This is a genomic window from Burkholderia aenigmatica (assembly GCF_902499175.1).
GTDB lineage: Bacteria > Pseudomonadota > Gammaproteobacteria > Burkholderiales > Burkholderiaceae > Burkholderia > Burkholderia aenigmatica.
The window spans coordinates 1-18,341 of sequence record NZ_CABVQC010000021.1; the positions used below are offsets into that span (position 1 = coordinate 1).

Annotated in this window: 24 protein-coding genes; 7 read left to right on the forward strand and 17 right to left on the reverse strand. The window is 60.2% G+C overall.

Annotation, left to right across the window (positions count from 1 at the left end; translation table 11 throughout):
• Positions 1-139: 139 nt before the first annotated feature.
• The 5 genes from BDO18943_RS16555 to BDO18943_RS16575 all read right to left on the reverse strand — a co-directional run bounded on the left by BDO18943_RS16555 (position 140) and on the right by BDO18943_RS16575 (position 3,844).
• On the reverse strand, positions 140-1,396 hold the full coding sequence (locus BDO18943_RS16555) for a site-specific DNA-methyltransferase (protein ID WP_175023351.1): 1,257 nt from the start codon (positions 1,394-1,396) through the stop codon (positions 140-142).
• A 220-nt stretch (positions 1,397-1,616) separates the two neighbouring features.
• Entirely contained in the window at positions 1,617-1,961 is a 345-nt protein-coding gene (locus tag BDO18943_RS42650) for a hypothetical protein (protein WP_235996062.1), read from the reverse strand.
• A 168-nt stretch (positions 1,962-2,129) separates the two neighbouring features.
• On the reverse strand, positions 2,130-2,651 hold the full coding sequence (locus BDO18943_RS16565) for a hypothetical protein (RefSeq protein WP_175023352.1): 522 nt from the start codon (positions 2,649-2,651) through the stop codon (positions 2,130-2,132).
• Positions 2,652-3,030: 379 nt separating this feature from the next.
• Positions 3,031-3,174, reverse strand: a complete 144-nt coding sequence (locus tag BDO18943_RS16570; RefSeq protein ID WP_171030066.1) for a hypothetical protein — start codon at positions 3,172-3,174, stop codon at positions 3,031-3,033.
• Positions 3,167-3,844 carry a hypothetical protein gene (locus BDO18943_RS16575; RefSeq protein WP_137962543.1) on the reverse strand — a complete coding sequence of 226 codons (678 nt, stop codon included), beginning with the start codon at positions 3,842-3,844 and terminating at the stop codon, positions 3,167-3,169. Before BDO18943_RS16575 ends, BDO18943_RS16570 begins: the two co-directional genes overlap by 8 nt.
• Positions 3,845-3,954: 110 nt before the next feature.
• Here BDO18943_RS16575 and BDO18943_RS16580 point away from each other — a divergent pair, with 110 nt between their 5' ends.
• Complete coding sequence (locus tag BDO18943_RS16580; RefSeq protein WP_137962544.1) at positions 3,955-4,251, forward strand: hypothetical protein; 297 nt, start codon at positions 3,955-3,957, stop codon at positions 4,249-4,251.
• Positions 4,252-4,323: 72 nt separating this feature from the next.
• Here the strand turns inward: BDO18943_RS16580 and BDO18943_RS16585 are convergent, their stop codons facing one another.
• Positions 4,324-4,605 (reverse strand): hypothetical protein, encoded by a 282-nt coding sequence (locus BDO18943_RS16585; RefSeq protein ID WP_137962545.1) that lies wholly within the window; start codon positions 4,603-4,605, stop codon positions 4,324-4,326.
• A 360-nt stretch (positions 4,606-4,965) separates the two neighbouring features.
• Here BDO18943_RS16585 and BDO18943_RS16590 point away from each other — a divergent pair, with 360 nt between their 5' ends.
• A complete protein-coding gene (locus tag BDO18943_RS16590) occupies positions 4,966-5,403 on the forward strand; it encodes a hypothetical protein (protein WP_137962546.1) in 438 nt (145 codons plus the stop codon).
• 21 nt (positions 5,404-5,424) lie between these two features.
• Complete coding sequence (locus BDO18943_RS16595; RefSeq protein WP_137962547.1) at positions 5,425-5,907, forward strand: DUF7682 family zinc-binding protein; 483 nt, start codon at positions 5,425-5,427, stop codon at positions 5,905-5,907.
• Positions 5,908-6,149: 242 nt separating this feature from the next.
• On the opposite strand, the gene BDO18943_RS16600 is transcribed toward BDO18943_RS16595, so the two are convergent.
• The 9 genes from BDO18943_RS16600 to BDO18943_RS16635 all read right to left on the reverse strand — a co-directional run bounded on the left by BDO18943_RS16600 (position 6,150) and on the right by BDO18943_RS16635 (position 10,963).
• On the reverse strand, positions 6,150-6,509 hold the full coding sequence (locus BDO18943_RS16600) for a hypothetical protein (protein WP_137962549.1): 360 nt from the start codon (positions 6,507-6,509) through the stop codon (positions 6,150-6,152).
• 52 nt (positions 6,510-6,561) lie between these two features.
• Entirely contained in the window at positions 6,562-6,804 is a 243-nt protein-coding gene (locus BDO18943_RS16605; protein WP_235996064.1) for a hypothetical protein, read from the reverse strand.
• A gap of 192 nt (positions 6,805-6,996) precedes the next feature.
• On the reverse strand, positions 6,997-8,376 hold the full coding sequence (radA, locus tag BDO18943_RS16610; RefSeq protein WP_137962551.1) for a DNA repair protein RadA: 1,380 nt from the start codon (positions 8,374-8,376) through the stop codon (positions 6,997-6,999).
• A 182-nt stretch (positions 8,377-8,558) separates the two neighbouring features.
• Entirely contained in the window at positions 8,559-8,963 is a 405-nt protein-coding gene (locus BDO18943_RS16615) for a P-loop NTPase family protein (protein ID WP_137962552.1), read from the reverse strand.
• Positions 8,964-8,973: 10 nt separating this feature from the next.
• Entirely contained in the window at positions 8,974-9,135 is a 162-nt protein-coding gene (locus tag BDO18943_RS43070; protein ID WP_321533536.1) for a DUF6726 family protein, read from the reverse strand.
• Positions 9,136-9,251: 116 nt separating this feature from the next.
• On the reverse strand, positions 9,252-9,782 hold the full coding sequence (locus tag BDO18943_RS16620) for a hypothetical protein (protein WP_137962553.1): 531 nt from the start codon (positions 9,780-9,782) through the stop codon (positions 9,252-9,254).
• A 16-nt stretch (positions 9,783-9,798) separates the two neighbouring features.
• Positions 9,799-10,278, reverse strand: coding sequence for a hypothetical protein (locus BDO18943_RS16625; RefSeq protein WP_137962554.1), 480 nt, complete (start codon positions 10,276-10,278; stop codon positions 9,799-9,801).
• On the reverse strand, positions 10,275-10,610 hold the full coding sequence (locus tag BDO18943_RS16630; RefSeq protein WP_137962555.1) for a hypothetical protein: 336 nt from the start codon (positions 10,608-10,610) through the stop codon (positions 10,275-10,277). The genes BDO18943_RS16625 and BDO18943_RS16630 overlap by 4 nt, the downstream gene beginning before the upstream one ends.
• Positions 10,611-10,630: 20 nt before the next feature.
• Entirely contained in the window at positions 10,631-10,963 is a 333-nt protein-coding gene (locus BDO18943_RS16635) for a hypothetical protein (protein WP_137962556.1), read from the reverse strand.
• Between the two features lie 253 nt (positions 10,964-11,216).
• Between BDO18943_RS16635 and BDO18943_RS16640 the strand changes: the two genes are divergently transcribed.
• The gene (locus BDO18943_RS16640; RefSeq protein ID WP_137962557.1) at positions 11,217-13,355 is read left to right on the forward strand and encodes a DNA cytosine methyltransferase; all 2,139 of its coding nucleotides are present in this window, start codon (positions 11,217-11,219) and stop codon (positions 13,353-13,355) included.
• 17 nt (positions 13,356-13,372) lie between these two features.
• Positions 13,373-14,152, forward strand: coding sequence for a Mom family adenine methylcarbamoylation protein (locus tag BDO18943_RS16645; RefSeq protein ID WP_137962558.1), 780 nt, complete (start codon positions 13,373-13,375; stop codon positions 14,150-14,152).
• A gap of 174 nt (positions 14,153-14,326) precedes the next feature.
• On the opposite strand, the gene BDO18943_RS16650 is transcribed toward BDO18943_RS16645, so the two are convergent.
• Complete coding sequence (locus BDO18943_RS16650; protein ID WP_025496463.1) at positions 14,327-14,602, reverse strand: hypothetical protein; 276 nt, start codon at positions 14,600-14,602, stop codon at positions 14,327-14,329.
• Between the two features lie 117 nt (positions 14,603-14,719).
• Between BDO18943_RS16650 and BDO18943_RS16655 the strand changes: the two genes are divergently transcribed.
• Entirely contained in the window at positions 14,720-15,481 is a 762-nt protein-coding gene (locus BDO18943_RS16655; protein ID WP_025496462.1) for an NYN domain-containing protein, read from the forward strand.
• Positions 15,482-15,587: 106 nt separating this feature from the next.
• On the opposite strand, the gene BDO18943_RS16660 is transcribed toward BDO18943_RS16655, so the two are convergent.
• Positions 15,588-16,289 (reverse strand): competence protein CoiA family protein, encoded by a 702-nt coding sequence (locus BDO18943_RS16660; RefSeq protein ID WP_025496461.1) that lies wholly within the window; start codon positions 16,287-16,289, stop codon positions 15,588-15,590.
• Between the two features lie 199 nt (positions 16,290-16,488).
• Here BDO18943_RS16660 and BDO18943_RS16665 point away from each other — a divergent pair, with 199 nt between their 5' ends.
• Complete coding sequence (locus BDO18943_RS16665) at positions 16,489-18,261, forward strand: ATP-binding protein (RefSeq protein ID WP_025496460.1); 1,773 nt, start codon at positions 16,489-16,491, stop codon at positions 18,259-18,261.
• Positions 18,262-18,341 lie beyond the last annotated feature (80 nt).

Genomic DNA, 18,341 nt, shown 5'->3' on the forward strand with positions numbered 1-18,341 from the left:
GCGCGCGCGACATCTTGCAGAAGGTCATTCGCGCCAACAGTCGCTTAAGTTCCAAACAGAACGGAACACTGCACTAGCGGGAACAGCTTCCCGCTAGGGTAAAAAAATGAGGCACCGGGAGTGGTGCCGACATGCCTGCTTAGCAGGCGAAAAGATCCGCGGCCCGCCGGAAATCACCGATGCCTTGCCGTGTCAGTACTGCATCCGGAAAGCGGTTTGCTCCCCCCAACACGTAGTCAAGCATCAATTCGCTTCCGATCCAGTTCCGGCCAAGCCGCTCAGCCTCTGCTCCAGTCTTGAACGAACCCGAGAACGGGTCGTAGACCGTGTCGCCTTCCATCGTGCACAGCTTGATGAAGTGTTCCGGGACAGCGCCCGGAAACCGCGCCGGATGGACCGGCAGATCCTGCTCACGGCAAGCCTTCATGTAATGACTGTTCGACTCGGTATTCGCCGCGACGATCAGATTTGGTGGTATTGCCCCTCCGTTGTCGACGTCGAAAGCGCCGGCCGACAGCTCGTGGCCACTGGGTCGTACAGCCGCCTTCTCACCACCCGCGGCAATGCGCGATCGCATGGACTCGCTGTACGGCACGAGTACCTGAGAATTGTCGGCATACGGATCGCCGTTCGGTGCGAGCCAGTAGATCTGCTCGAGCGACGGCTTGACGCGGACGCGGCGCACGGTAACCCACTCCGCCGGCGCTGGCATCTTCGACGGGTTGTGCCAGGCGTATCGGGAACACAGCTTCCATCCCAGATCGTCCTCGAGCCGGATGATCAACCGTTCCTGATACGTCGACAACATCGGCTCGCCGCTCTGGAATACGTCTCCAAGATTGAGCACCACCGAGCCGTCGCCCGCCAGCTTCTGCGGCCACAGTTCGGCAATCCGCATCAACCAGTCGAGATACTCTTCGACAGGCTTATTGCCGTACTGCTTTTCGCGGAGAAGCGGATACGGAGGCGACGTCAGGATCAGTCTGAGAGATCCGTCGTCGATGTGCGCGACGGCCTCCTTCGCTTCGCCGAACAGCGCCACACCTTTGCTCGTCGTGAAGATGGTGATGACGATGCCAGGTGCGGCCTGACGAAGTGCGTCTCGCCCTTTGCCCGTCAGATCCCATTCGCCGCGACCGGACGAGTTGATCAGCCCCATCAAACGGGCGCGCTGCTGCGCCCACCTGACAGATCGCTGGTACACGTTGACATTTCGTCCTGCGAGTAGCGTCGTTTCTTGCTGTTCGACATCCGGCACGCCGCACTTGAGTGCGATCGCGTCGTAAAGGTCGTGGGTATGCGCCTTGCCGCCTTCGTTTTCGATGCAATCGAGTAACGGCAGAACAATCTGGTCTTGCGAGACCTTGCGGCGAGACCGCGGTCGAGGTTGATTCATGCTCTGCTCCGGGAACGCGAAGCAGACAACCCTGCAGGGCTGTGTGCCCCGCTAGGGTTCAAGATTCGGCACCAGCTAGGGATGCCAGAATTACAGCCGCAAAAGGGCCGAGGCTGGATACGGACCAGCTACCGTGGGAAATCAGGTTGATTGTACACGATAACTTCTTGATGGGAATCCGCCAAGCGGAGCACCGACAGCGCTGAATCGGGCGGTTAAGTTACTTGGCCGACGGAATTTCCGGCGCCCGCTCGAGATCCCGGACGTCCATGAATTCCTTGAGACGCTGACGTCTTTGCCGCGGGCGCAGGTCGAAGTCCACATAGACGTGATCTTCGAAGGGGCGGCTGCACAGGGTATTGACTGTCCCAGTCCACCCGGCACGTCCGGCCTGCTCCGACTGAGGGAAGTATCTGGTTTTCACGTCTTCGGAGACACGCACCCGATCGCCGGGAGCAAACTGATGGACTTTGGCTTCGCTGTTCGTAGCAGGTAAATCTCGGCCGACGTCACTTGCACTATGCGCACTACCACCCAAAACGGCGCTCGCATCTTTTTCGCTCATCATTTTCCCCAGGAATGCTTGTTCCCGTCAGGCTAACAAGGCGTTTCACGAAAGCAAGTCCCATGGTATGCAGTGGTGGCGAATCGCCCCTATTCGAATCTGCCATGCGCTTCCTGTCTTGTTCCCCGAGAAAATTTATCTTGGGAGGGCGCTTCACGGAGCGGGAGGCTACTTGCTACGAAGTGGTCCCATCTTCTCCCGGAGACGGGAAACTGCGCGCATCGCATCAGTTTCCTGCAGCGCAATGAAGCGACCGAACACACCGTTGACCACCTGCACGCCGTCGTAGACCTTCATACTGTCGCGGTACACGAACGCGTCGTCCTCGCGGACGTGCCCGTTGCGCAGAAGATGATCCACCACGGCGAGAATGTCGTTCGTGACGCTACAGCCGCCCTCGTCCCGATCGATTACGACCGCGACCTGGTCGACACGCTCGATATCAATGTTGGATCGCAGCGGAATGGGCTTCCCGGTGCGTTGAACGAATTTCCCTTTGCTGGCCATGGCGATGACTGTTGCCGCTGTAGCCGAGATGCTCGAAATCGCTCCGGGCGAGAACACGGTCATTCGGCCGTAGACGTCATGAACTTCCAGTTTCATGCCGGAATCGATATCGACGACACCGGCACAGCCATGCTTGCGAAGCAGATCCTCCAGCTCGTCCAGGCCGAACACCACGTCGAACATCCCTTGCCGCCGGCGTCTTATCTCGATCACCTTTCCTCCCTGCCATTCGAATCCCACGATTGAGCCATTATCCAGACCGCGCCCTCGTTTTCAATGGGCGGCAGCGAGGAATTCACACCCTGTTAACGGAGAGCCCCCCTGCACAGCTTTAGAGCTGCCAGAGTCATCAGGTACGTCCCCCTAAGGATCTGCCGACGCGAATCTCCGAAATTCAGCACCGGCGTACCCGACAAATGGAAAAGGCCCGTGGCGCCCCCAAAACGGGGGCGCCACGGGCCGTATGATCGACACTTCAATCGACGTGTCGAGACAGGCGGCTGGAGATGCCCGAGGGAATCTCCTGCCCCACGCTGGTCGTAAACTGAAAGACCGCGGGCGCCTAGCTGTTGAGCCAGTCGTCGTAGCTCTTGACCTTCCAGCCCAGCGCAATTGCGTTGGCAACGTAGATCTGATACTCGTCGTCGTTGGCACCTCGGACTGGTGTTTGCCAGTCCGCTGCAGGCGTGAGCTTCGGATCAGCCATACGTCACCTCCAACTGCTCGAGGGTGGCTTTGACCACCGCCGTGAAATCGCGGGGACCGCCGTTCACGGGGATGGCCTTCAGAACGGCGTCAAGCTCCTCGCCGTCGTCGCCCTCGATCATTTCGATGATTGCCGTGGCCACTTCACCTCGCATCCACCCTGCCGCGTAGCGGGGCGCCGTGAAGTACACGACCCTCGGACACACCGCGAAGCAAAAACTGCCCACGCGACGTGTCGTGAGCGGATTCGCATCCGCGAAGATCATCGCGTCAAGCTTAGCCTTGCGACGCTTGTCTTCGTCTCCGGTTGGGTACGGAAACTGAATCATCGCGCAGGCCTGCACGAGCACGTATCGTGAGAGAGCGTCGAGCGTCCCCTCGTAAAGCCATGGATCGTGCTGGCACAGACTCCAGCCGCGATGCTTAGAAATCGCCAGCAGTTCCATCCCCCTCCGCTCGTGCGGGTTGAGATCGAAAATCTGCGGATATTCCTGCTCGCGGATCTTGGAAGGATCCGGGGTCCACTCGAGCGCGACGTTCACGATTGCATCTTTCGTGACCTCGCGCAGCTTGTAATCCCCGATCTCATTCCTGGCCGCATAGCTGATTGCAGCCGATGCGGACAGAAAGTGCTTGATCGCACTGCCGTTTCGATACTGGATACCGTCCATGGTGACTGCTCCTTGAATTCAGCGGAATTAGCCCTCGCGGGCGTGCTCCGCAGGGATCATGTGAACAGTCACTTGGACGACTTACGGATCTGCCTGCCGGCCGGTCCGAAATGAGCGTCGAAATGGTCGCCGGTCAGGCATTCGATGTTGTGACGGCAATCCCCGTTGAATACCCCACGGTGGGAATGGCCGCAGCGATCGCATTGCACAACGTACAGGAAAGGCATGGTCTGCTCCTTGAGGGCAGCGAAGCAGACGCCCCTCCGGGACGAAAGCCCCGCGAGGGTAAAACACCAGAGTGGTGTGAAAGGATGACGGCGTTACAGCTGCCGTACTGGCTGGTTTTGGGTCCAGCTACCGTTGAAAACGCCTTAAATATAGGCGAAAAACTTCCTGTCAGGAAATAAATTGCAGTGCCGGTCCGCGATCACCTTGCGACGTGGACGTCCGATATCACACGCCCGCTGGTGAATCGGAAATTATGAGATCCGGCGAGCACCCGCCAATCCGTAGAATCCACCGCCACCGACGATGTCAGCGACCATGTGGGCCAGGACGCCCAAATGAGGACCGCTGGGGTAGTCGCAATACCATTCGCCCAGCAGACAAAAGGAAACGGGCTCGCGAGGGCGCTGAAAATCGGCCATCAGATAATCGCCAGGCGGGGGACCGGAAAACACGCCGCCGGTGACCTCGATCCTGTCGAATTTGTAGGGGAACGCCCCCTTGACGTAGTCGGTTGCAGTTTTTGCGTCGTACATGAGTAGCTGCTCCTGGGAATTACGAAGCAGACGCCCAGCGGGACAGAATGCCCCGTATGGGTTGAGGTGAGTGACGGCGTGATGGCGTCGGAAGTTCATGGCCAGAGGCCGATTGGCTGGTTGCGGCCCAGCTGCCGATAGGTCGAATCACGACCGATTATACAGATCCTTCCTGGTGGGAAGCATCTCTTGCGTTCTCGTCAGGAAGTATCGGACACTAAGAACAGGCACAACCCTTCTAGGACGTCAGGTTGCCTTGGAATAGGACTACATGCGATGACCCTAAATAATCGGCATCTGCTGCCGTAATTTACGGGCACATCCCGCGCGATCGCGCTCGCCGGCTGCATCGGAGAATGAATGCTGAATCAACTACTTTCCGGAAACATCCCGCTGTCTGAACCAAACCAGGTAACGCTTTCCCCGCTGGCTGCTCTGGCTCGCATATTGGTTCTGCATGGATTCCCGGCGAGTTCTCCTGCAGGTGGTACGCCTGAAGTCGAACCGGCGCCAGTGCAGGACGAGCCTGCCATACCCCACTTCGCGTACATATTCCACGAGGAAAGGTCGATGATGCCGGCCACTTCGGAGCTCGTGCTGTTCCTGCCGCAGAATGAGACCTGCCCGCATCCCGTCCGGGTGGTTGAGCGAAGCGCATGCAAGGTGAAATGGTATGCGATCGAGACGTGGCACGAGAACGTACAGCGGTGGATCGATCGAGACACTGCGCCGAAAATGGATGCCGCTGTAGACAAGGCGCGTGAGATGGCGTGGCTCGCCACCGTAGAGAGCGAGTAACGCAGCCACACACATTCAGCCATGAAAAAACGATTCGAATGCGGCCATTCCGGCTTGGGGAAGTTCTGCCATCGATGCGCAAACGAGGCACGTCCTGCACTGATGGCGGCAAAGGCCGCTGAGGCACGCCGAGACCGTCACGCCGAAGCAGTGGCCATGGCGGCGGCCGAAGTCGATGCACGGCGTGCTGCGATCGCGGATGAATCGCGCCGCGCCGCGGAGAAAGCTGCTGCGCACCGCTCAAAACTCGTCGCGGCCGCCGCGAACGCGCCGATCGATCTGAGCGCAGCAATGCATCTGCCGGCCGTTCTCGAGCGTGCGTTGGAGGTTCTAGGCAGACTCAAGCAGGGAGCACATCCCCTTACTCTTGGCGGGAAGATGCTGACGTCCCGACGCGGCGATTTTTCGATCCCGCTGGGTTTGCGATACCGCCTGCTGGTCGACGCAGCATCTCTCAAGCCTCTGAAGTTCCTCTCGCACGAAAGCTACAACCTGCTGGTCTAGCCGGGCAGGCAGATTACTTCTTCCTCGCGCGAAGCGTATATCCTCGTGCCGCCCGGATGCACAGGACGAACGCGACTGCGCCGGCGATCGGCAATTGAGGTGAGCACTTCGGTTCGAGCCTCATGACGATGGGGATGCTGACGGCAATGATGACCGCCAGGCCGAGAGAGAGCCAACGCTGTCGATTATACAGGGGGAGAGACTTGATCATGGCGCTGGTCACCTGATTTCCCCAATCTCGATCACGCCCACTGGCGATCATTTAGCAGCGAGGCGAACGTTCGCAACTCCGCGTCGATCCTTCGCCTGGCGATCGGTAGGTAATGCCAGCCCGGAATCGTCGGCGCTTCGATGAGCCACTGTAGCTGGCCATTTTCCCGGAAGTTTGCCGTCATGTTCCACCAGTAATTCAGCGCGCCGCCGGCATGCCCATCCCCGATCATTCGGTGGATCTGCAGAGCGATCGTCTCTGGCGCCTCGAACACGACATAGGGGCGAGAAGGCCGTGAAGCATGGCCCTCGCATGACCAGAGCGTGCGGACGTCCGCGATGGCATTCAGCGCATCGCATACGGGGCGAATTTTCGGTTCGATCAGGTCCATGCGTCAATGTAGCGCCGCTTCGCAAAACACTCGAGCCAGGAAATCACCATAGCTAACCGCGCTCGCACGCCGGTTGGTACTTGCGATCCAGCCATCGCTCCAGAAACGCGCCAATGGCGATCGCGGCGATCGAAGCCGGAATCCCAACCTTCCACGAGAGGGCATGATCTTGGCATGCCACCAAAATCATCGGCGCAACGACCCAGCCCAGCAAACCGACCAACAGCGTCCAGCCAGGCACTTGGCCGTCGCTTCCCTTCTTTTTCAACTCTCCGACGCCTTTCATGCTTTGCATCCCCGCCACATTCATCCGTTTATCGGCCTACAACGCCCAAGCTTGACCCGCGATTCGAAATACTGGAGGCGTCCGTACAAGAAATCAACTCTGACTTTGGCTTGCCGAGCTATGCCCAGTACGGTCCAGCGGTTGATCTTTCAACTTGTTTCCGAAAAGCATTCAAGATAGTTCCGAATCCCCCTGCCCCCACTATTCCAGCCCCTTGACCTTGTCGATCGCCTCCTCAATCCGGTCGACCGCGACCACAGTAAGCCCATCAATAGGTTGTTTCGGGGCGTTCGCCTTGGGGATTAGCGCCACCGAGAAACCGAGTTTCGCAGCCTCCTTCAAGCGTTCCTGTCCGCGCGGTGACGGACGAATTTCGCCCGCCAGGCCGACCTCTCCAAAGGCGATCAGCCCCTTCGGCATCGCCTTGTTTCGCATGGACGAGTGGATCGAGAGCAGCACGGCAAGATCCGCGGCCGGCTCGGTGATCTTCACTCCACCAACGGCATTGAGAAACACGTCCTGATCGAAGCATGCGACGCCCGCGTGCCGGTGTAGCACCGCCAGCAGCATCGCGAGCCGGTTCTGCTCGAGGCCGACAGCGAGGCGCCGCGGATTCGGGGAGTGAGTGCCATCGACCAGCGCCTGAATTTCCACGAGAAGCGGTCTCGTTCCCTCCTGCGTGACCATCACGCAGGAACCCGGAACCGTCTGATCGTGACGAGACAGAAACAGCGCCGACGGGTTCGCCACGCCTCGCAGTCCCTTTTCCGTCATGGCGAACACGCCGAGCTCGTTCACTGCGCCGAAGCGGTTCTTGAACGCCCGGACGAGCCGGAAAGACGAATGGGTATCGCCTTCGAAATACAGCACCGTATCAACAATGTGCTCGAGCACGCGCGGCCCCGCCAGGTTGCCCTCTTTCGTCACGTGACCAACCATGATGATCGCGGTACCGGACTGTTTGGCGATCCGCGTGAGCTGCGCCGCACACTCACGAACCTGGGCCACTGACCCCGGTGCGGAGGTCAGCGCCTCCGAATAGATCGTCTGGATCGAATCGATCACTGCCACGTCGGGCTTTTCAGCCTCGATCGTCGCCTGGATACGCTCCAGTTGAATTTCGGCGAGTAGCTGAAGGTCACTGGCCTTCGAATCGTCCTCGAGCAGCGACAAGCGCTGAGCGCGGAGGGCGATTTGCGCTGCCGATTCTTCACCGCTCACGTAGAGCGTCTTGCGCTCGCCAGCGATCGCGCCGAGGGACTGCAGCAGAAGAGTCGATTTCCCAATGCCCGGATCGCCGCCAATCAGCACCACGCCGCCAGCCACCAGGCCGCCACCGAGGACGCGGTCAAATTCGCCGACGCCAGTCGAGAATCGCGGCACGTCAGTCGCTTCGATGTCCGCCAGCTTTTGGACCGGGGCGCTCTTTGCGAGGGACTGGAAGCGGTGCGATCCAGATCCGGTGTCGGCAGCAGTTTCGACAAGCGTGTTCCACGTGCTACACCCGGGACACTGGCCTTGCCACTTGGGGGCGGTTGCCCCGCACTCGGTACAGCTATAGACGGTCTTTGCTTTGGCCACGGATGGTTCCTGTCAGGATTGAACCGGGAACAGCCTGAAAAAGCCGCGCCTCGATTGGTCGGAACCATGCTGGCAGACAGAAGCCGGATTTCAAGGGGACTCAGGTACCGTTCTATGGGGCAGCGTCAGATCCCACAGTTTCCGATACCGGTCGCTGAAATGCCCGATGGCAGCCCTTGTCGTCACGTGTCTGTGCCGAACGCTGCGCGCTTTCGCATTCGCCCCACCGCCGCGCGATACGCATCCTCGTATTCTTCGATCTGGAGCCACAAATCGTCGCACCCACGTTTGCGGCTCACACCGTTGGCTCGCGTCATCCATGAGTCGGCCTTGGGGTCATACATCGCGTGGAAGGCGTTGAATGCGCCGCCAGTTCCCTCCAGGATTCGGCCGACGACGTAGAGGGTTTCGACTTTCGGCTGTCCTTTCCGGAAAGCGGGAACAAGATCGTCGGCCTGAACCTCCAGCCCACCGTCATACATGAGCGAGACGGAAATCCCGGTCGTGACGCTCGCGAGTTGAGCATCCCGTGCACGCTGTGTGAAACAGAAGCTCAGGTCGAGCGCTCGGAAGATACGCCGGATCATGGGGCAGTCCTCAATCGATTACGGCCGCGCAAGCGTTGCTCGGGGCGGCCAGAACGTGCCCAACCAGTGGGATCATATCGAGGCCGGCTGACGTGATTCGACACGGTGCCGCAGCAATACCGCAACCGGAGAGTGCGGCAAAGATCGGGGCCAACAGCAATACTCGTTTCATCAGCGATTTCCTGCTCAGAAGTTCCCGGTCCGCATCGGCGGGCCTGATTGGCTACCGGCTTCCTGACCGGGTACCCGGTGCGTTTAGTTGGGCCGGATTACCATCCGGTCCAGGGGTTAGAGGCGTTTCCGAATGAATTCCAGTCGAGCGGCCGTGTCTTGGCTGAGCGTTTCGGTCTGGCCGGATCGTCTGCGGATCTCCTGGCGCTCCCATCCGACCCATTGGAGAATGTCGTCCGAGTTCAGAGAGCCGCTCTCGGCTTGACCCTGAATCAAGCGGAAGCCTTCGGCGTCGACCGGCTCGTACTCCGCGAGCAACCCATATACCCTTCCGGTATACGTCTTGTACGGGGACCGTCGATAGGCGACCACGCCCGCCAGAATGGCGGCCGCCCCGCTGATGAGGATGCCCACGTCGCCACTGACGTGCCACCGGGTGTGATCCAGGCTCGCCTCGAGGGCGTTCACCAGCACGGCGTACAGAACAGCCGCAAAAAGAGCCGTATAGCCCGCCGGGCCAAGCTTGATTGGATGCGATGCCAACTGCCGAGAGAGTCGAATCGTCGATTCGATCTTCGCGAGTTGCCGAAGACGGTCCTGATCCGTCTTCCGACCGTCGGGTATGGCTTTCGGGAGAGAATTAGTCATCGCGAGGTCGTGCGAATCAGCCGTCGACGCGGCGCAGCTTGACCAGATAGTCCTGGCCGTTGAGCCCATGCACGACAGCGGTATCCTCGCCGGCGTTCAGCCACACTCGCCGATTGACCGTGAGTTCGCTGCCGGAATCCTTTTCCTCCAGTTGGAGGCGGAACGTCGTGAGGCCGAACGGCATCGACTGGATGTCGCTGACCGCCATCTTCCGGTACCCGTCGAGCCCGTCGCGCGGACCATTCGTGGCAACCAGATAGTTGAACTGCTCGCCGAAATTCACGGACTCGCCGTGCGTCTGCCGCTCGCCAAAATCGCTGATCGCGCCGCGAGCGTCTCGCCGCATCACCACGACATCGTATCCGTTGGCCGGCGCGGCCACCGCCGGCACGATCTGGCTCGGCGCGTCGATCACACCGAGCGGATCAGCGTTGGCGGAGCCGGCAGCGAACAAAAGCAGGACTGCGGCAGTGGAAGCCACGATCTGATTTTTCATGAAATTTCCTCACGGACGTTCATGCTCAGGATCTGAGCATTACGGATGGACGGACACTGGGGGACCCGCTCGGGGCGATGGCCAAAATCGGCGATAACCATCTGGTCATCGTTGCTCGGCGAATTCTTTTCCGGAAGTACGAGGGCTGCCGTGTCCGATCCGCGCCGCCGATCAGCCAACACACCATCGAGGAAGGCAAGCGCTCGGCCTCGCGCCGCGCGGCGGGTGATCGGTCGGCAAATCCGCCGCCATACTTCGGATGCACCCTGCAAACTTCCACTCAGGAAATTCGGCGACAGGTCACGTTCTGCCTCGGCTCTGAAATCGACCATCGCAGATGCCCCCGGTTGATTTACTTCTGGACGTTGGCGCGTTGGACTGCGAGCAGCTCCGTGAGCTTCGCGAGAATTTGCGTATCCGTGGCATTCAGTTGGTCAAGCTTTCGAGTGACGCGATCGACGTCACTTTCAGCGACGTACTGCCACGATCCCGCGTCGTTCGTCCCAGTGTTCGTGCACTGCATCGAATGGCCATTTGCATCGTATGCCATCAAGGGAAACGGCCCGGAGCCGACATTGCAATGGGCACCTTGAGTTGGCGCCAAAACGGGCGGCTTGGACACATATTGCGCATGAGCCGCCGAGAACATGCCGATGGCAGCAGCGAAAACGATGAGCTTCTTCATTCTGGACATCCCAAAAAATAATTTCCGGAAGATGCCACCTTACCCACCATCCAGATTCCAAACAATCGTCAAACAGCCGCTATTCGAGGGGGGAAAGGTACTCAACAGATGGAACCGGCAAGAACTTCCTGCTGGGAAATTGACGTCAATGTGAGGCAGAAATACTCGGCGCTCGTCCCCTCTTGTTTCAGAAGGCTCGCTTGTTATCGTGGTTTCAAGGCCATCGAGCCTAAGAACAAAGGACCACGAAAAAATGAAGCGCGATGCCTTTACCTTGCCGCTGGATCTCGGGAACGAGTTGATCATCGATAACTTCGCTGGAGGTGGCGGCACCAGCACCGGGCTGGAAGCCGCATTCGGACGCCCCGTCGACATCGCGATCAACCACGATCCCGAAGCGCTCGCGATGCACGCACTGAACCACCCGTACACAAAGCACCTGTGCGAATCCGTGTGGGACGTCGATCCTATCGAGGTCACGCAGAATCGCCCGGTCGGCCTTGTGTGGTTGTCGCCGGACTGCAAGCACTTCTCGAAGGCGAAGGGCAGCACGCCGGTCTCCAAAAACATCCGCGGGCTGGCCTGGGTCACGTTGCGATGGCTCCTGACAACGTCGCCGCGGACGTTCATGATCGAAAACGTCGAAGAATTTGTGACATGGGGGGATTTGATCGAGGTGTCTCCGGGGATCTGGGTGCCGGACCCGTCCAAGAAGGGCGAGACATTCCGCGCGTTCATCGGAATGATTACCAGTGGCGTCGACGCGACACATCCCGCACTAGCCGAGGCATGCGAAGCACTCGGGATCGAACTCGACAGCCCCGACGCAAAGCGGCTTGTATCCGGCCTTGGCTACACTGTCGATTGGCGGGAACTGCGCGCGTGCGACAACGGAGCGCCTACGCTTCGAAAGCGCCTGTTCATCGTTGGACGGCGTGACGGCCTGCCCATCGTGTTCCCCGAGCCAACGCATGGTGAACCAGCCTCGCGCGAAGTCCTCGCCGGTATGCTTGCCCCCTACCGCACGGCTGCCGAGTGCATCGATTTCAGCATCAGCGCTCCAAGCATCTTCGGCCGACAGAAGGAGCTCGTGCGCAACACACTGCGCCGCGTCGCCAAGGGAATGTGGCGCCACGTGCTCGCGAGCCCGAATCCGTTTATCGTCCCATCCGGCGACGCCGTGGCGGCGCCCTTTGTCAACGAGCACGCAAACGCCAGCAACCAGCGGACGATGCGCGCCGACGAGCCCCTGCGAACGATCTGCGCGCAGGTCAAAGGCGGCCACTTTTCCGTCGTCGCGCCGACGATGGTGAAACTGCGCGGCACGAGCGAGGCGCATCTCGGCGCCGATAGCGTCGAGCAGCCGCTGTCGACCGTGTCGGCTGGCGGGAATCAGCACGCACTGGCGAGCGCGCACCTGATCACGGTCGGCTACGGCGAGCGCCCGGGCCAGCGGCCACGCACGCAGGAGATCACCGCCCCGCTCGGCACTGCTGTAGCCGGCGGGGTAAAGCAGGCGATCGTCGCCGCGCACATCACGAAGTTCCGTACCGGCAGCTCCGGCGCATCGATGGACGAGCCGATGCCGACCGTCACGGCCAACAGCTTCGTGAAGCGGCCCGGCGGATCAGCCCCGCTCGGCATCGTGTCGGCGCACTTGATGCATGTAACCCATCACGGCGAGCGCGCCGGCAGCACGCCGGCTCATCCGCTGCCGACCATCACTGGCGCGCATCGCGGTGAGCAGGCACTGGCCACCGCTTTCTTCGAGCAGGCAAACGGCGGCTTCTGGGAGGATAACGGCGGCCGCCCCGCAACTGCTCCGCTGTCGACGATCGCGTCAAAAGGTGCCAATCAGCGCCTTATCACGGCCTATCTGATCAAGTACTACAGCTCGGGCGGCCAGTGGCAGGACATCGGCGCCCCGATGCACACGTTGCCGACCAAGGCCCGCATGGGACTTGTGCAGGCCGTGAAGGTCCCGGCTGCCTGCCTGCCGGATGAGCACCGCGCGAAGGCCCGCATGTGCGCTGCGCTGCTGCGCGAGCATCTTCCGGACGAATTCACTGAAGACGCCGACATGGTGATGATGCTTCACGACGGCGCCTGGTGGGTTCTCGTCGACATCACGCTGCGTATGTTGAAGGATCGCGAGCTCTACCGAGGGCAGGCGTTCCCAGATAGCTACATCATCCATGAGATCCCCGATCCGAAGCTGCTGTTTGTAGACGGCGTTCAGGTGCCCGGCGATCCGCGCGACATCCCGCGCATCCCGCTTTCGATCACTGCGCGGATTCGCATGTGCGGCAACAGTGTCTCCCCAGTCCAGGCGGAGGCTCTGGTTCGCGCCAACTTCGGCCACGAGCGGCTGTTCACCCAAACGGCTGCTTGATCGAGGCGGAAATGTCGATGCAGATCACCACGAACGCATGCCCTGTCCAACGTTGGCGCCTCGGCCGAGACTACTGGCGCGTCGACCGGGACGAAGGTTTCCGGAAACAGGACTACGCCGTCGACCTGATCAGCGATTCCGTCGCGAAACAGTTTGTCGTCGAACACCACTACTCGGCCAGCTATCCCGCCGCGGTCGAGCGCGCGGGCCTGTTCCGCGGCACGGAGCTCGTGGGAGTTTGCGTGTTCAGCGTGCCCATGAACAACGCGGCAATCCCGAAGTACACCGGCCTGGCCCCGTCCGCCGGTGTTGATCTCGGTCGCTTCATCTTGCTGGACAACGTCCCGTACAACGGGGAGACGTACTTCCTCAAACGGGCATTTGTTGCGCTCCAGCAGTCCAAGCCGCAGATCAAGGGCGTGATTGCCTACTCCGATCCGGTGCCACGACACACCGCTGCCGGGCGGGTTGTCATGCCAGGGCACGTCGGCATCATCTACCAAGCAGGTAGCGCCCGCTACGTCGGGCGGTCGGCCTCCCGCGTCCTGCATCTGTCCGCGAGTGGGCATGTGCTCAGCCCCCCGCGCGATCTCGAAGATTCGCCGTCAGGAGCAAGGCGCCCAGGGAGCGGAAAGGAATCTGGTGCGGCTTGGTGCTCCGGAGCGACGATTCGGACAGGCGCCGGCGGAATGGATCGACGAGGTCCTATCCAGTGGGGCATTCGCTCGCGTCAAGCACCCTGGCAACCACTGCTACGTTTTCAGTATCGGTCGGCCAGGGGAGAAGCGACTGCTTGAGCGGACATTCGCTGAGGCAAGGCCCTACCCGAAGATGCTCGACCCGCAACAGCAGGCTCTGGCGCTTGCAGCCGCCTGAAGGCGTCAATCTGACGCCCGTGGACCACTTGGGCGAGGTATTGGAATTGGGTGAAATCGGCATTCCCGGCCAGCAAGGCTGCCCGGCAGTCCAAGCTATCGCTTGCGGTCGAACCCACTCTCCATCAATCGTAGAAGTCCGATCCGTATTGGACCCACAATGATCAGCACGATCGCGAACCACAAGATGATCCCGTCGAAGCCTAACGGTTCATTCCAGAAGCGGTGTTTGAACCATAGGCAGAACAGCAGCGCGCCGCCCGCGATCAAGCAGAAGATGAAGTACCCGACAAAGCGTCGTGAGGTGTGGTGCCAACTGAACGGGCCTGGAGTCATGTCCCGCTGACGCCGACCGCCGTTCTCGTTCTTCATGCTTCTTGTCCGGATGTGTTGACACCCGGATGATACATCTCGTCTGCTCGCGCCGCGCACGGCCTTGAAACGTGAACGGCCCCAGGTATCGTGGATTCCATGACGAACGGAACCAACATGCACGACACCAACCAACCCCGCCTCGCCCTGCTGATCGACGCAGACAATGCATCCGCATCGGTCATTACCGAAGTGATCAAGGCCGCGTCGAAGTTCGGCAAGGTGATCATCCGTCGCGCGTTCGGCGACTGGACCACCTCGAACCTCGGTAGCTGGAAATCCCAGCTCCACCGCAACGCGATCCAGCCGGTGCAGCAGTTCGCGTACTGCTCGGGCAAGAACGCTACCGACTCGGCGCTGATCATCGACGCTATGGACACTCTCTACACCGAGAATGTCGACGGCTTCTGCATCGTCTCTAGCGATAGCGACTTCACGCGCCTCGCGACTCGCCTGCGCGAGTCAGGCAAAGCCGTCTACGGCTTCGGCGAGCGCAAGGCTTGCGAGGCGTTCGTAGCTGCTTGCGACACGTTCACGTGGGTCGAGGACCTGCGGACGCCGGCGGAGCCGCCCATTGTAACGCCGCTGGTCAAGGCCGACATTCAGGGGCTCTTTGCGAGCGCCGTGCGCGCCGCGGCGAAAGATGGCAGCTGGGTGAACCTGTCGCATGTCGGCGCGGAACTCCGCAAAGCCCAACCGGGCTTCGATACGCGCATCTACGGTGCCTCGTCTCTGAGCGTGCTGGCGAGCCGGCAGAATCACATCGAGTGCCGCCGTGTTCCGGATGCGCCGGGAAGCCAGAATTCCCATCATGAAGTCCGACTTCTTTCCGGAAAGAATCAGGCCATCGTGGAGATCGACGAGTTCGCTGTCGCCTAGCCCTCGATGCAGTCGCGTTGACGGAATCCGGATTGGATCGCAAGGGAGCACGAACTTTTTTGTGAGCTTCGGGGCCAACACGTGCGGTTGCATTCTTGTGCATCTGCTAGACATCGGCGACGATCCACCGCCCTTCTTCGTACCGGTACCTTTGATCTTTAATCGCCTGCGCCCAAGGAAGAAGGTCAATGCTCAAGTCCGGGCCCATGACAATCTGGCTACCCTGATTTTCGATCAACGCAAAAGGGAGTTCGGGCAATCCGAAGCCCTTGGGACTCGGGTCCGGCCAGCGACCGCCGTATCGCTCTTTGATGACTCGCGTTGCAACTGCCTTGGCTAGGGTGAAAAATCTTGGCCTATACAACAACCAGTAGCACTCCCAGCCGCCATCGCGGTAACGACGTTGCCTGCGGAGATATTCGGCCAATGTCTGCTGCGAATGTTGAATCTCGATTGCAATCTGCCTATTGCCGACGCGAACATGCACGTCCGCAATCCATCGACCGACGGCGCCGCGCCCCGGCGACTCGACTGACGCCAATGAGGCCACAGACGCGAAGGCGTCAAAGACGCTGGCTTTCGTTTCTTCGTGCCACACCGACTCCGGTGCGTTTCCACATTCCCCGGACGCATGCGCGAAGAAACGGAGCCCACCAAGGCTCGTCTTGGGGACCATTGCTGCGTTACAACATGCAGCCTTAAATTGGCCCACGACGTGACGTTGCTTCACGGCGGACCAGTCACTTTCGCTAATTTCACTTGCGTACACGACCTGCGTCGTTGCTGCGATGATTGCTTCGTCTGACACGGCACCCTCCAAATCGACCGGTATGTCCCCAACTTCTTCCCGATCGCTATCTGATCCGGATTCTGAATTATGAGGCTCTCGTCACTTGGGCAGTCCATCAAACACCGAATCCCCCCAATTTCAGCTCACCAATCGCCGTTGCTGATCCGAGTCAGGCTGGTATCGTCTGTAGCTTCTGAGAACAAGCACGCAATCAGTTATGAGCCCTTCCACCGCGCCGACCGGAGCCCAGCGCCGCGCGTTCAAGATCCACTCTTCCATCATCAAGACGCTCATCCATGAGCAGTCTGGCAGTCTGCCGAAAGCTGTCGCCGAGCTCGTGATGAACAGTATCGACGCCGGCGCGACCCGCATTGACCTGACCGTCGATGCCAAGGGAGCGTTCGAATTCGTCGATGACGGCAAGGGGTTCCAGTCTCGGGACGAAATCGAGCAGTTCTTCGAGACCTTCGGTACGCCGCACGTCAACGGCGACGCTCTTTACGGTCGTTTCAGGTGCGGCCGCGGCCAGATCATGTCCTATGCATCGACCGTATGGCGCAGCGGTCAATTCGAAATGCGCGTCGATCTGGAAGACGAATCCATTGAATCTGGCTACGACCTGGTTGAGCACGCCGAGCCGTACGCCGGCTGCCGCATCACGGGCCAGTTCTACAATTTCAAGGTTGGATTCCAAACGAGCGACTACTCCCTTCGGACGTACTTCGTCGGTAGCACTCGGGACGATGAGGGCTTTCCCGTTGGGCCGGGAGGCGAACTGGGCCAGATTGTCCGGTACGCTCCGATTCCGATCTACGTCAACGGACAACAGATCAATACGCTTCCGGCCGACGCGAAGTGGGATCTCCAAGACGAGCATGCGCGATATCGCTTCGATCGGGAGTCGCACGAGTTGCGAGTCTACAACCGCGGGATCCTAGTCAACAGCTATCCGAGCCATCGATACGGCATCGGCGGGGCAATCACGTCGAACGTGCCCCTAGCGGTCAACCTTGCTCGCAACAGCGTGCTTGAGGATCGGTGCCAAGTGTGGCAGACGATCGACATGGTCGTGCGTGAGAGATTTGCCTTTCAGCTCACGCGCGTGAAAAAGCTCAATGACAACGAGGCCGCCGCCCTCCTCCGCGACATCTACTTTTCTCCTGCCAATCTGGATGGGAAAACTGTCAAAGCCATCTTCAAACTGCGGTTTATTCCCGATATTTTCGGGAAACTCGTTTCGCCGGAAGAAGGTTTGGCCGGCCGGTGTTTCACTCTCTTCGATGGCCGCCACACGGGCATTGCCGAGCGGGTTGAGCGCGAGGGACTGGCGAAAGTCGTCATGCCGAAGCTGCTGACGATCGCCAATGCTGCTGCGGCCGACGACAATCTCCCGCGTGTCCTCACAAAGCTACGAACGAAGCTTCACCTTAGCTGGGATGGCGACGCGCCGATCAAGGTCGTACCGTTTTTCCACTTCGTCGAGCAGCTGAACGATACCGCGTCATTCGTCGACGACGAGGATCTCGGCAAAGAGGAGCGCCTCGTACTCGAGTGCCTACGTTCGATCAACCATCGAGTCCAGCGCGTCGTCTACCCGGGCAGCGACTGGCGTACCGAGCCGCGGAAGATCGTTGCCGGCCTCTCAGACACCAAGGAAGCGTGGACGGACGGATCAACGTTCATCGCCGTAGCACGCGAATCCCTCCTCGGGATCCGCCAGCGTGGTGCAGCCTGGCTGGTATCCCTGTTGGTGCATGAATACGCACACCCCGAGACGTCGGCGGGCGAGCATCATCACGACTTCGACTTCCTCTCGCGCTTCCACGAGGCGATGTTCCGGGTCGATACCGGCATGTGCGTTGACGACGTGCTTCGCTACTATGTTCAGGGCCTCGCTAAGCTCGGGCTCTGGCCGTCGTCGCACCACGGCAAGCATGTTCGCGCGATCGCTGACTACGTACCCCAATTGCCGAAGCGAAGGAAGTCCTGAAAGGAGGATCCTGAGCCGGAGATGGCGCAGAAATGTGTCGCTTTAGGATCCGAATCGAGCTTGTTCGCCACGGTGGCGCC